Genomic DNA, 12,994 nt, shown 5'->3' with positions numbered 1-12,994 from the left:
TCTTCAGCTAACGCGTGGTCGGACGTATCGCCACAACTTGACCGTGAGGAACGCTCCGGCCAGGACGATGATCCAATTGACGACCATGAGGGCCGCGCCCCGGCCGAAGGCGAGGTTCTGGAATGCGGTGATGTAGGCGCGCACGGAAAGAACGGAGGTGCTGTTGCCGGGACCGCCTTGCGTCGTTCCGAAAATGATGTCGAATTGATTGAGAGATTCGATCAGACGGAAGACCGCAGCAATCAGGATGTAGGGCGCGATCAACGGCAGCTCGATGTAGAGGAAGGTTGCCCAGCCCTTTGCACCATTGACGCGCGCGGCCTCCCTGATCTCCTCATTGATGCCCTGGAGGCCGGCGAAGATGATCAGCGTGAAAAAGGGGGTGTAAGTCCATATGTCGATCAGGACGAGGGAAATCATCGCTGTCGCGGGATCAGAAATCCATGCAAACCGGCCCATTCCTACAAGCGACAGCAGATAGTTCAGGATGCCGCTCTGCGGATCCATCATCGTCGTCCACATCAAGGCAACGCTCATGGGCGGAAGCACGAGTGGCAACAGAATGACCGGCCGCATCACGCGTGCCAGGAACACTTCGGTGGCAAAGAGCTTGGCGAGGGCAACGCCGAGCACGGCTTCCGCAAGGACCGCTGAACCAGCGTAGACAAGTGTTGCTCGGACGCTATTCCAGAAGTCGTCTGTCTTGATCAACGCGGCGTAATTGGTAAGGCCAATAAAGTGGACCAGTGGCCGGCCGAACTTGAGATCCGTCAGGGACTGAAATACGCCGTAGAAGAACAGGAACAGAAAGCCAAGAAGGATCAAGACCGCCGGCGCGATCGCGGCGATGCTCCACCAGTCAAGGCGCGGCGGGCTGGCACTCTTGGCCGCGCCGTCTTGCGCCGAAGCGAGTTGGCTCACTGAAGACTGCAGCGTCACGATTGCGTCTAATCCTGAAGAATACATTTCAACTGACATCGAAATCCAAGGGGGCGGCATGCAAGCCTACCACCCCCTTTGGGACTTCACATCGACGAACGGATCTCGGAGGCAAGGTCGGTCAGCGTTGCCTTCACATCCGCTCCATTGACCATCTTCTGCATCGCCACCGCCCAGGCATTCATTGCCTCGGCGAAGCCGACGCGGGCCGTAAAGGCGAGTTGCGCCTGGTCCTGCACAGTCTTGAACGTCTCGACGAAGTTGTTGAATTCAGGCTTTGCGGCGTATTCGAGCCAGGCCTTGTCGCTCCAGGTCGATGCGCGCGGAGAGTTGACGAGCTTGCCCGCAACGGCACCGTTCAGCTCGACCTGCTTGGAGGTCGCCCATTGGATGAAGAGCCAGGCCGCGCCCTTCTTCTGGGAGGCGGCGTTCATGGCCAGAGACCAGATCCAGATGTTGGATTCGAAGTTCTTGCCGTTCGGTGCGCGCAACGGTGGTGCAAAGGCGATCTTGCCGGAGGCGGGCTTGCCGGCGACGTCGTTCCAGAAACCGAACATGTTGGAATCGATCGCCATGGCGGTCCGCCCTGAATTGATCCCTTCGACCACCTGGTACCAATTGTCATTGGCAAAGGAGGGAGCAGCGCATTTCTTGATCATGTCGACATAGTCTTTGTGGAAGGCGATCGACTCTGGCGAATCCAGGCCCGTGTCGAGTTTGCCGTCTTTGACGACGAAATCGTGCACGCCATAGGACCTCGCAATCGAGATCGCAGCCGTGTGGATGCTGCTCCAGAACCTTACGCCGCGAACGCCGAGAGGCGTGATGGTGGGATCGGCAGCTTTGAGTTTCTCACAAGCGGCCGACATCTCCGGCGGGGTGCTCGGGACTTTGATACCGTGCTTGTCCAGCACATCCTTGCGGTAGAACAACTGGATGTTCTCGAAGCCATGGGGGATCGCCCAGACCTGCCCGCTGCCGGCCTCGATCTGGCCCTCCTTGACCTTCCATGTCAGCGCTTCGCGCAAGGCTGGGAAGAAGTCCTTGTAGTCGTAGGCTGCAGAGGTGAGCTTTGAATCGTTTAGATAGCGATCGAGCGGTTCGAGCAGTTGGCCCGGGGCAAGGTCCCAGGCGGGCTGGATGCCCGTGCCGACGACATCCCAGCTTGGCGATTTCGTGCTGAGCTGGATCGTTAGCTTATTCCAATAGGCATCATCCGGATAAAGCTCCGGCGTCACCTTGATGCCGGTGAGTTTCTCGAACTCGGGCAGTTGAGCCGCAACAGCGTCAGCATAGGGGTGAATATCGTAGGCCCAGACGATGGACGTGCCTTCGAATTGCCGCCAGTTGATGTCTTCTGCGTAGGCCTGGGTGGCAGCCAGTGCCGCCCCGGCGCACACGGTGGAGTTAATGAGAGCTTTTTTGATAAGTTGAGCCGAATGACCGCAAACAACGGCTAGCGTCCTTGGCATGATTCCCTCCGATGGGCTCTTTGGCCCGCAAACCACGCGCCCTCTCCTCTAGCAGAGGCCGTGGTAGGCGAAGGCTATGCGCCATTCTAACGGGCTAAGCGGCTTTTGACACAGAGTTTGGGTAAGGTTGGGTAAGAGCCAGAAATCGGGGTTTCTAAAATAAGATCGGCTGGCCGCGACGAGGCTACGCAATGCGAAGCGCCAGTGGACGCTTCAACAGCACTTTTGCAGGCATACGAAAACGATCTGAAAAAAGCCTCCGCCAGACATTTGGTCTAGGCAGAGTAGCCTCTCATGCTTGCAATGCTGGCCCGATGACGCTGTTCTCAGTATAAATTGCTTTCAGTCTGGCATTGCCAATTGGAGTTGCAGGATGATCGCGCAAATCGCAAGAGTCGTTTCCAGCACGGTCAGAAAACCAGCTGAGGACGGCGATACTCTCAAGATTCTTGGTATATTTTGTGGAGCAGGCCTTCTGCTCTCTCTACTCGTCGCAATGGCTTTTGCGCTCGACTTGACGCCTTTGTGATGGTTCAGCGGTTCATCACGATGAGGTCGAGCCGAGCAGTTCCCACTAAAGCGCACGGCAGAGGAATTCACCGCGACGGCCCCATCGTCCCTCCGGCATAGCGCCTAGCCGCCGCGTCCTGCGTGTTTGTTGACCCATGCCGAAGTCTAACTCGGGGACCGGCCAACCCTAGTTGCCATTCGTAGGCCCGCGATATTGGTGGCGTACTCGGCAGCGATATTGCCGCCAAACAGGGCTGAACCCGCCACCAACGTGTCGGCCCCAGCCTCCACGACGGCGGCAGCATTGTGGCACGTGATACCACCATCGACCTGAAGGCGGATCGGGCGATCGCCGATCATGGCGCGAATGCGCCTGATCTTGGGGATCTGGCACTCCAAAAACGCCTGGCCACCGAAGCCCGGATTGACGGTCATGACAAGCACCAGATCCAACCTATCGAGCACATATTCGATTGTACCCTCCGGCGTCGACGGACACAGGCTTACGCCCGCTTTCTTGCCGAGCGCGCGAATAGCCTGCAGCGAACTATCGAGATGTGGACCGGCTTCCGCATGAATCGTGATGATGTCGGCACCGGCTTTGGCAAAGCCTTCAAGATAAGCGTCGACGGGCGCTATCATGAGGTGAACGTCAAACGTCTTCGTGGTGAACGGCCTCACCGCCTTTATCACGTCCGCACCGAAACTGATGTTCGGCACGAAGTGCCCGTCCATGACATCGCAATGGATCCAGTCAGCGCCGGCTGCGTCGATCGCCGCGACCTCCTCGCCGAGACGCGCGAAATTCGCCGCCAGGATCGAGGGAGCAATGACGATATCCCTGGTCATGGACATTTGCTCCCGGTCGCCTGCTCGCTGCCAGCTCCGCCGCTGAACACGCGGCTCGCCAATACGTCGGAGGGATCGATGGTTTCGAGATCAGCGATCTCGAGCATCCGGTCGAGATCGGAGACCAGCCGATCGGCCTGGCGCAACCGGATGCGATCGACAGCGTTGCGGACCGAGCGCGCATTGGAGAAGAACGGCTGAGTCCGGCGCAGCACAATGTATCTTTCGAACGACTCGCGTGCCGCGGCCGAGAAGCGGTAGCCGCGCTCCCTCAGCATAAGCTCGGCAATGTAGAGCAGCTCCGCCTCCGAATAGTCGGGAAACTCGATGTGGTGGGCGATGCGTGATCGGAAGCCTGGATTGGAGGCAAAGAAACTGGTCATCCGTTCGCCATAACCCGCGAGAATGACGACGAGATCCTCGCGCTGGTTTTCCATGACTTGCAGCAAGATCTCGATGGCTTCCTGACCATAGTCGCGCTCGTTGTCGGGCCGGTGCAGGTAATAGGCCTCGTCGATGAACAGTACGCCGCCCATCGCCTTCTTCAGGATCTCCTTGGTCTTCGGCGCAGTGTGACCGATATACTGACCGACAAGGTCGTCGCGCGTCACCGAGATCACCTGTCCGCGCCGCACGAAGCCGAGGCCGTGCAAGATCTTCGCCATGCGCAGGGCGACGGTAGTCTTACCGGTGCCGGGATTGCCGGTGAAGGACATGTGCAGCGTCGGGGCCGAGGAGACGAGCCCGGCCCGCTGCCGGATCCGCTCAATCAACAGGAGCGAAGCGATCTGCCGCACCCGCTGCTTGACGGGCTTCAAGCCGATCAACTCTTGTTCGAGCTGGTGCAAGGTCTCCGTGATCCCCGCCGCCTCGGCCTCCTTGCGCAGGTCAAACGCAGTAGGCACCTCATTGACCTCAATGGTCGTCGTGTGCGGCACATCCAGCATCTTGGACCTCGAATAAAGAGGCTTCGCCGCCGCAAATGACGGCGAAGCAGTTGTCCGCCAGGGAGTCGGAGCGGGGAGAAAGAGTCGCTCCGAGCGGAAAGCGACTAAGAGGAAGCCGGCTGAGGTTGCCGGTGTACGGTGGTGTAACGTACCGAGCGTACGGCCATCTCCTGGCGCACCAGCTCGAACTCAGCCTCCTTCGCGGGCCGGTTGACGAGGAACGAGATGCGCACCGACTCCCAGCCATGGCTGGAATCGAATCCCGAGACGCGGATGTAGCGGTCGCCATACACCCTGCGGCATTCGGCGAGCTCCATCATCACGCCGGCAGCGTCCGCGAGATCGAACATCGGCAGACCCCACATCTCCCAATAGGTGTTGCGGGGATGCGGGTCGTCGGTGAACTCGATGTTCACCGCCCAACCCTTGCTCAGGCAATATTGCACCTGCTTGGTAATCTGCTCGTCGCTGAGATCGGGCAGGAAGGAGAAACAGCCTTGGGTCAGTTTCATCTTTGCTCTCCTTTAGACAGCGGCGAGCGCCGTCGGCACGAAGTCCGGCGTGTCGGTGGATTGATAGTTGAAAGTGACGTCTTTCCAGGTCTCCAGCGCGGCCTTCAGCGGCGTGCAGGTCGCTGCGGCCTTGGCCAGGATCTCTGGGCCTTCGTGAACGTAGTCACGTCCCTCGTTGCGAGCGAGGATCATCGCTTCCAGCGCCACCCGGTTGGCGGTCGCCCCGGCCTGGATACCCATGGGGTGGCCGATGGTCCCGCCGCCGAACTGCAGCACGACGTCCTCGCCGAGCAGGTCGAGCAGCTGGTGCATCTGGCCGGCATGGATGCCGCCGGAAGCCACTGGCATTAGCTTATTCAGGCTCGCCCAGCTCTGGTCGAAGAACACGCCGTGCTCGAGCTTCATCGGGTTGAAGTCGTCGCGGCAGATGTCGTAATAGCCGCGCGTGGTGTTGGGATCGCCCTCGAGCTTGCCGACGACCGTGCCGGCGTGGATGTGATCGACTCCGGCGAGCCGCATCCATTTGGCGATGACGCGGAACGACACGCCATGGCTCTTCTGGCGCGTATAGGTCGAGTGACCGGCGCGGTGCAGATGCAGGATCATGTCGTTGCGGCGCGCCCATTTCGCCATCGACTGGATCGCGGTGTAGCCGATCACGAGGTCGATCATGACCACGACCGAGCCGAGCTCCTTGGCGAACTCCGCACGCTCGTACATGTCCTCCATGGTCGCGGCCGTGATGTTGAGATAGGTGCCCTTCACCTCGCCCGACGCCGCCTGCGCGCGGTTGACGCCTTCCATGCAGTAGAGGAAGCGGTCGCGCCAGTGCATGAAGGGCTGCGAGTTGATGTTCTCGTCGTCCTTGGTGAAGTCGAGCCCGCCCTTCAGCGCCTCATAGACCACGCGGCCGTAATTGCGGCCCGAGAGGCCGAGCTTCGGCTTGATGGTGGCGCCGAGCAGCGGCCGGCCGAACTTGTCGAGCCGCTCGCGCTCGACCACGATGCCGGTGGCCGGCCCCTGGAACGTCTTCACATAGGCGACCGGCAGCCGCATGTCCTCGAGCCGCAGCGCCTTCAGCGCCGCGGCGCGGGCGCGATAGAGGTCCTTGTGGAACGTATCGAGCGTCGGCTGGTCGCCGGTGTAGGAGTGGATCGTGGTCATGAACCCCTTCTCGATCCCGACGGCGTCGTCCAGCACCTGAGCGAGCGGCGCGAGGCAGTTGGTCGAGCACGAGGCGTTGGAGACCACGATGTGATCGCCGGTCAGGGCGAGATGATTGACGCCGAACACGACGGTGAGATCGACCTCGCTTGCCGGCGCCGAGACCAGCACGCGCTTGGCACCGGCCTGGATATGTGCGGCGGCTTTCTCACGCGAGGTGAACAGACCGGTGCATTCCAGGGCGATATCGACACCGAGCGCACGATGCGGCAGCTGCGCCGGGTCCTTGATCGCGGTCACCTTGATCGGGCCGCCGCCGACGTCGATCGTATCGCCGTCGACCTTGACTTCGCCGGGAAAGCGGCCGTGGACCGAGTCGAAGCGCAGCAGATGCGCATTGGTCTCGACCGGACCGAGGTCGTTGATCGCGACCACCTCGATGTCGTTGCGGCGGGACTCGGCGATCGCACGCAGCACGTTGCGACCGATCCGGCCAAATCCGTTGATGGCGACACGCAAGCTCATGCTGTTCTTCCCTGGTTCCGACGTGCGACCGAGCGCCTGGCCGCTTCTGCGATGCTCTGCGGTGTGATGCCGAATTCGCGGTACAGCACGGGCGCCGGCGCCGAGGCACCGAAGCTGCGCATGCCGACGAACTCACCGTCGGCACCGATCCAGCGATGCCAGTCGCCGACAACCGCTGCCTCGACGCCGACGCGCGGCGCCGTGCCGAGCACGGTGGCGCGGTAATCGTCCGGCTGCTCCTCGAACAAGGCGAAGCAGGGCGCGGACACCACGGCCGCGCGGATGTGCTCGGTCGCGAGCAGGCGGGCTGCTTCCAGCGCAATCGAGACTTCCGAGCCGGTCGCGATCAGCGTCACGTCACGGCCGCCGTCGGGCGAGACGACGAGATAGGCGCCGCGTGCGACGCGGTTCTTGCCGCGGGCATCGCTGCGGAAAGTTGGCAGCGCCTGACGCGACAGGCACAGCACGGACGGGCGATGCTCGGAGCCGAGTGCGCAGTCCCAAGCCTCCAGCGTCTCGACCGCGTCGGCGGGACGGAACACCAGCAAGTTCGGGATCACCCGCAGCGCGGCAAGGTGTTCGACCGGCTGATGCGTCGGGCCGTCCTCACCGAGCCCGATGGAGTCGTGCGTCATCACGTGGATAACCCGCAGCCGCATCAACGCTGCGAGCCGGATCGCGGGACGGCTGTAGTCGGAGAAGGCGAGGAACGTGCCGCCATAGGGAATGAAGCCGCCATGCAGCGCGAGGCCGTTCATTGCTGCAGCCATCCCGTGCTCGCGGATACCGTAGTGGATGTAGCCACCGGCGAACGCACCGGCTTTAACGGGGGTCTGCGCCTTCGCCTGCGTCAGGTTCGAATGCGTCAGATCCGCCGAGCCGCCGACCAGTCCGGGAATGGTGCTGGCGATGCCGTCAAGCACCTGCTGCGAAGCCTGCCGCGTCGCCAGCTTCGGCCGTTCGGATGCGAAGCGCTCGCGCAACTTCGCCGCGGCGAGCACATAGGCAGCAGGCAGGGCAACCGCCCTACCTTCCACGAACAAATCGCGCTGCTCGGGCGTTGCGCGCTCATAACGATCGAGCCAGGCGAGTCGCTCGACCTGCCCGCGCTGTCCGATCATCCGCCACGCCTTGAGCACCGGGATCGGCACCACGAAAGGCTGATAATCCCAACCGAGCGCGCGGCGCGCCGCCGCGGTCTGCTCGGTGCCGAGTGGCGCACCATGCGCCTTCTCGGTGCCCTGCCGATCAGGCGCCCCATAACCAATGATGGTGCGGCACGCGATCAGCGACGGCTTGGCGGTCTCCCGCTCCTCCGCGATCGCCTGGGCCACGGCTTCTGGATCGTGTCCGTCGACACGGCGCACCGACCAGCCGGAGGCCGCGAAGCGCGCGAGATGATCATCCGATGTCGCGAGCGACGTCGGACCGTCGATGGAGATGCCGTTGTCGTCGAACAGCACGATCAAACGGCCGAGCCCGAGATGACCCGCGAGCGAGATCGCCTCCTGGCTGAGACCTTCCATCAGGCAACCGTCGCCCGCGATCACGTAGGTGAAGTGATCGACGAGGCCGTCGCCATGCCGCGCATTGGCCATGCGCTCGGCAAGCGCCATGCCGACCGCGGTCGCAATCCCCTGCCCCAGCGGACCCGTCGTGGTCTCGACTCCCGGCGTGTGGCCGTATTCGGGATGGCCCGGCGTCTTCGAGCCCCACTGCCGGAACGCCTTGATGTCATCGAGACTGAGGTCGCCGCCGGTCAGGTGCAGCAGCGCATAGAGCAGCATCGAGCCGTGGCCCGCCGACAGAACGAAGCGGTCGCGGTCCGGCCAATTGGGATGCGCCGAGTCGAATTTCAGGAAGCGCGAGAACAGCACGGTCGCGACATCGGCCATACCCATGGGCAGACCTGGATGGCCCGACTGCGCGGTCTCGATGGCATCGACCGCGAGGAAGCGGACGGCGTTGGCGAGATCGTTATGCGCGACTGCCGTGATGTCGGCTTCGGCGTGGACGGAGATATTCATCGGTGTCTCTCCTCGTTCACTTCAGGCTGCGCTTGCGCTCGATCAACTGCATGATCAGCGGCGTCAGAATCAGCTGCATGGCGAGATCGAGCTTCGCGCCGGGACAGACGATCGAATTGGCGCGCGACATCCAGCTCTGCGGCAGCATCGAGAGCAGATAGGGGAAGTCGATGCCGCGTGGATTCTTGAAGCGGATCACGACCATCGATTCGTCCGGCGTCGGGATCCAGCGCGCGATGAACGGATTGGACGTGTCGACCGTCGGCACACGCTGGAAGTTGATGTCGGTCTCGGTGAATTGCGGGCAGATGTAGTGGATATAGTCGGGCATCCGCCGCAGGATGGTGTCGGTGACCGCCTCGGTCGAATAACCGCGCGCGCTGCGGTCGCGGTGCAGCTTCTGAATCCATTCGAGGTTGATGACGGGCACGACGCCGATCTTGAGATCGGCATAGCGCGCGACATTGACCTTGTCGGTGACGACGGCGCCGTGCAGGCCCTCGTAGAACAACAGGTCGGAGTTCTCCGGCAGCTGCTTCCAGTCGGTGAAAGTACCGGGCGCCGTGCCATGCAGCGCGGATTCCTCGGCGTCGTGGACATAGTGCCGCGTCACCGCCGTACCGGTCTCGCCGTAGTCGCGGAACGCGCGCTCCAGCTCCTCGAACAGGTTGGTCTCGGGACTGAAATGGCTGAAATGCTTGTTGCCGCGCTCGGCCTCTTTCGCCATCTGCGCGCGCATCTCGGCGCGGTCGTAGCGGTGGAAGGCGTCGCCTTCGATGTAGGCGGCATTGACCTTCTCGCGGAAAAAAATCTGCTCGAAAGTCTTCTTGACCGAGGTGGTGCCGGCGCCGGAGGAGCCGGTGATGGAGATGATCGGATGCTTCCTGGACATGGGACACCTCGCTCAGAGCCGGAAGAATCCGCGCCGCGCGAACAGCGGCGCAGAGACGCTGGCGACCAGCACTGGATCGCAATGAAGCTCCTCGACGCGCCGCACCTCGTTGCTCGAGCCCATGATCAGGGGCACGCGCTGATGCAGGCTCTGCGCGGAGAGGTCGAGGATGCGCTCGCGTCCCGTGGAGGCGGAGCCGCCGGCCTGCTCGATGATCATGGCCATCGGATGCGCCTCGTAAGTCAGGCGCAGGCGGCCCTCGCCGTAGCCGGGGCGCGCGTCCGAAGGGTAGAGGAAGACGCCGCCGCGGGTGAGGATTCGGTAGGCCTCGGCAACCAGCGAGCCGACCCACCGCATGTTGAAATCATGGTTGGCGGGGCCTTCGACGCCTGCGAGGCATTCGTCGATGAAGGCGCGCACCGGCGGATCCCAGTGCCGACGGTTCGAGGCGTTGATCGCGAACTCCTCGCAGGCCTCGGAGATCTGCACGCCGCTGCGGGCGAGACGGAAGCAGCCGGCCTTGTGATCGAGCGTGAAGATGTCGACGCCTTCGCCGAGCGTCAACACCAGCGAGGTCTGCGGCCCGTAGGTGACGAAGCCCGCCGCAAGCTGCACTGATCCGCGCTGGTGAAAGGCGAGCGAGAGGTCGTCGGGTGCCGGCAGGATCGAGAAGATCGTCCCCACCGTCATGTTGATGTCGATGTTGGAGGATCCGTCGAGCGGATCGATCGCGATGCAGACGCGGCCCTCGCGGTCGCCGATCTGGGGTTCGCGCATCTCCTCCGACGCCAGCGCCGCGATCGGCAGCTTGCTGAGGCAGCGGCGCAGGATCGCATCGGCCTGGACATCGAGGTCGCGCTGGATGTCGCCGTCGCTGTTGCGCTCCGTGGTCAGGCCAGAGGCGTCAGCGAGATCACCTGACGCGATGAGGTCGGCGATTTCGATGGCCGCCGCCGCGATGGCATCGACTGCGGCCGCCACGGCCAGCGCATGCGGCGCGGTCTCGGAATACCGTTGAAGGTGATCGTCCAGCCTGAGTTGCCCAGTCATCTGCGTCCATCCCCTTGGCCGGCGCCGCAGCCATGCCCTCCCCTCTGAAGGTCGGTCGCGGTCAGTCCCAGCACCAGGAGATTGACAGGGACAGATTAATAAGGAAAATTTCTATTCGTAATGAGCACCAAAGAATTTTCTTATAATTGACCCGGACAGGCGGCTGCACAGCTCCGGCATCTGACGATCAGGCAGCTGCGCTCGCTCGCGGCGCTGTCGGCCAAGGGCAGCGTGACGGCGGCCTCCGGCCATCTTGGGCTGACCCAGCCGGCCGTGACCCAGCAGCTGCGGCAACTTCAGGACCTCGCCGGCCTGCCCTTGGTGCAGCGGACCGGCGACGGCATGCAGCTGACCGCGGCGGGCAAGGAAGTGTTGGCGCTGGCCGAGCGGGTCGAGGCCGCGATCGCGGACTGCCAGGGCGCGCTCGACCTGCTCGCCGGACGGAGCGGCGGCGCGGTGCATCTCGGTGCGGTCTCGACCGCTAAATATTTCGTGCCGCATGCGATCGCGGCGTTCTCCAAGCGCTACCCCAAGATCGAGATCAAGCTGACGATTGGCAATCGCGATGAGATCCGCGCAGCCATGCACGGTTATGATCTCGACTTCGCGGTGATGGGCCGGCCACCCGCCGACGTCCACGTCGACGTGCGCCAGCTCGGCCGCAATCCGCACATCATCGTCGCCCGCAGGGGACATTGGCTGGAAAAGGACCGAGGACTCAGTCTGACCGACCTTGTGCACGAGACCTTTCTCACTCGCGAGCCGGGCTCGGGCACGCGAACACTAATGGAGGGCATGTTCCAGAAATCGGATCTCGAGCCAATCATCGGCATGGAGATGAGCAGCAACGAGACCATCAAGCAGGCTGTTATCGCCGGGCTCGGCATCGCCTTCATCTCGGCGCACACCGTCGCGCACGAGCTCGGCGAGGGCCGCCTCGTCGTGCTCGACGTCGCGGGCCTACCAATCGTGCGGCAATGGTACGTGATCCGCCGCAGTGACAAGGTCCTGCTGCCGCCGGCGCAGGCTATGTTCGATTTTCTTGGCTCTGAAGGGTCGAATTATTTGCCGTACCTACCTGAACTCGGCGGGCGCTAAAGCAAGATCCGGAAAAGTGTGAAGCGGTTTTCCCAAAACTCATGCTCAAACAAAGAGCTAAAGCGCCATGACGATTCAACCCATCGCGCTTTTTTCTCGACTTCTTCCAATGTTTTATTGCACGTCGACCAGGCATTGACCCACCGCGTCCAGGAGCCGACGCCGTTTCAACCACCAAGTCTGTCCGGGCCGGTTCTTGGAGGTGTGCCCCGGTGCACCGGTTACGGCAACGGCGTGAACTTAAGTTGGCCGAGCGGCACGACTTTGTCGGTGCGGGTCATCTTGAACTCGGTGTTCGGGCCGAGCCACTTGTCCCAGAGCTGGTTGATCTCACCTGCCTGGTCGAGTGCGAGCAGTGTCTCGTTGATCTTGGCGAGCAGCGCCGGCTCGTCCTTCTTCATGCCGATGCCGATCGGTTGCAAGACCATGGGCTCATCGATCATCTTCAGCGGTTGGCCAGCGGACTTCGATTCGTTGACGAGCTTGGTGATGGTCATGGTATTGGCCACCATTCCGACCGCCTTGTTCTGCTGGACGGCCATGAAAGCCGAGCCGGTGTCGACGAAAGTGAGGGGATCCGACTCATTCAGCTTGATCGCGAGCTCGGAGGTCGAGCCCTTGGTCGAAGCCAGACGTTTACCTTTGAAGTCGGCCTTCTTGGTTCCTGGATCCGAAGCCTTCACCGCCAACATCTCCTTGGCGAGATAATAGGGGTCGGAGAACTGGATCTGCTCGGCGCGGCCCAGCGTATAGGCGAGATTGGCGACTGTGATGTCGACGCGGCCGAGCTTGACCTCGGGCACCCGCGCCTCGACCGAGAGCGGGCTGATCTTCGCCTCGACGCCCCAGCGCTTGGCAATGGCTCTGCAGAGGTCGACATCAAAGCCAACCATCTCCCGCGTTTTCGGATCGGGCGCGGCAAACGGGGGTACGTCGGCGAAGGTGCCGCAGCGCAGCTCTTTGCGCTGCATGATATCGGCCAGCTGATCAGCCATGGCCACGCTGGCAA

11 protein-coding genes and 2 pseudogenes are annotated in these 12,994 nt (G+C 62.5%); 2 read left to right on the top strand and 11 right to left on the bottom strand.

Features of this window, described 5'->3' with window-relative positions; translation table 11 throughout:
* Positions 1 to 3 precede the first annotated feature (3 nt).
* Both L6637_RS26290 and L6637_RS26285 read right to left on the bottom strand, forming a co-directional pair.
* Positions 4 to 999, bottom strand: a complete 996-nt coding sequence (locus L6637_RS26290; protein WP_237872370.1) for a carbohydrate ABC transporter permease — start codon at positions 997 to 999, stop codon at positions 4 to 6.
* 26 nt (positions 1,000 to 1,025) lie between these two features.
* Positions 1,026 to 2,411, bottom strand: a complete 1,386-nt coding sequence (locus L6637_RS26285) for an ABC transporter substrate-binding protein (RefSeq protein WP_128929481.1) — start codon at positions 2,409 to 2,411, stop codon at positions 1,026 to 1,028.
* A gap of 373 nt (positions 2,412 to 2,784) precedes the next feature.
* On the opposite strand from L6637_RS26285, the gene L6637_RS26280 reads away from it, so the two are divergent.
* Positions 2,785 to 2,940 (top strand): hypothetical protein, encoded by a 156-nt coding sequence (locus L6637_RS26280; protein ID WP_164933596.1) that lies wholly within the window; start codon positions 2,785 to 2,787, stop codon positions 2,938 to 2,940.
* A 146-nt stretch (positions 2,941 to 3,086) separates the two neighbouring features.
* On the opposite strand, the gene rpe is transcribed toward L6637_RS26280, so the two are convergent.
* The 8 genes and pseudogenes from rpe to L6637_RS26240 form a co-directional block, all read right to left on the bottom strand.
* The gene (gene rpe / locus L6637_RS26275) at positions 3,087 to 3,770 is read right to left on the bottom strand and encodes a ribulose-phosphate 3-epimerase (RefSeq protein WP_128929480.1); all 684 of its coding nucleotides are present in this window, start codon (positions 3,768 to 3,770) and stop codon (positions 3,087 to 3,089) included.
* Positions 3,767 to 4,717, bottom strand: a complete 951-nt coding sequence (cbbX, locus tag L6637_RS26270; RefSeq protein ID WP_128955160.1) for a CbbX protein — start codon at positions 4,715 to 4,717, stop codon at positions 3,767 to 3,769. Before cbbX ends, rpe begins: the two co-directional genes overlap by 4 nt.
* Before the next feature lie 104 nt (positions 4,718 to 4,821).
* On the bottom strand, positions 4,822 to 5,229 hold the full coding sequence (locus L6637_RS26265; RefSeq protein WP_128929478.1) for a ribulose bisphosphate carboxylase small subunit: 408 nt from the start codon (positions 5,227 to 5,229) through the stop codon (positions 4,822 to 4,824).
* Between the two features lie 12 nt (positions 5,230 to 5,241).
* Positions 5,242 to 6,309, bottom strand: a pseudogene (locus L6637_RS26260) (ribulose-bisphosphate carboxylase large subunit); the annotation flags it as partial.
* A gap of 9 nt (positions 6,310 to 6,318) precedes the next feature.
* Positions 6,319 to 6,918 (bottom strand): annotated as a pseudogene (locus L6637_RS26255) (type I glyceraldehyde-3-phosphate dehydrogenase); the annotation flags it as partial.
* Positions 6,915 to 8,945 carry a transketolase gene (gene tkt, locus L6637_RS26250; protein WP_128955158.1) on the bottom strand — a complete coding sequence of 677 codons (2,031 nt, stop codon included), beginning with the start codon at positions 8,943 to 8,945 and terminating at the stop codon, positions 6,915 to 6,917. The pseudogene L6637_RS26255 and the gene tkt, both read right to left, overlap by 4 nt.
* Before the next feature lie 16 nt (positions 8,946 to 8,961).
* Positions 8,962 to 9,837: a phosphoribulokinase gene (locus L6637_RS26245; RefSeq protein WP_100233973.1), complete on the bottom strand. Its 876-nt coding sequence runs from the start codon at positions 9,835 to 9,837 to the stop codon at positions 8,962 to 8,964.
* Positions 9,838 to 9,849: 12 nt separating this feature from the next.
* Positions 9,850 to 10,887, bottom strand: coding sequence for a class 1 fructose-bisphosphatase (locus L6637_RS26240; RefSeq protein WP_128955157.1), 1,038 nt, complete (start codon positions 10,885 to 10,887; stop codon positions 9,850 to 9,852).
* Positions 10,888 to 11,067: 180 nt separating this feature from the next.
* On the opposite strand from L6637_RS26240, the gene L6637_RS26235 reads away from it, so the two are divergent.
* Entirely contained in the window at positions 11,068 to 11,985 is a 918-nt protein-coding gene (locus L6637_RS26235; protein WP_232995648.1) for a LysR family transcriptional regulator, read from the top strand.
* 221 nt (positions 11,986 to 12,206) lie between these two features.
* On the opposite strand, the gene L6637_RS26230 is transcribed toward L6637_RS26235, so the two are convergent.
* Complete coding sequence (locus tag L6637_RS26230) at positions 12,207 to 12,980, bottom strand: ABC transporter substrate-binding protein (protein ID WP_232995647.1); 774 nt, start codon at positions 12,978 to 12,980, stop codon at positions 12,207 to 12,209.
* Positions 12,981 to 12,994 lie beyond the last annotated feature (14 nt).

It is taken from the genome of Bradyrhizobium zhengyangense (genome assembly GCF_022012435.1).
Classification (GTDB): Bacteria; Pseudomonadota; Alphaproteobacteria; order Rhizobiales; family Xanthobacteraceae; genus Bradyrhizobium; species Bradyrhizobium zhengyangense.
This window is presented reverse-complemented; position numbering and strand designations above follow the sequence as displayed.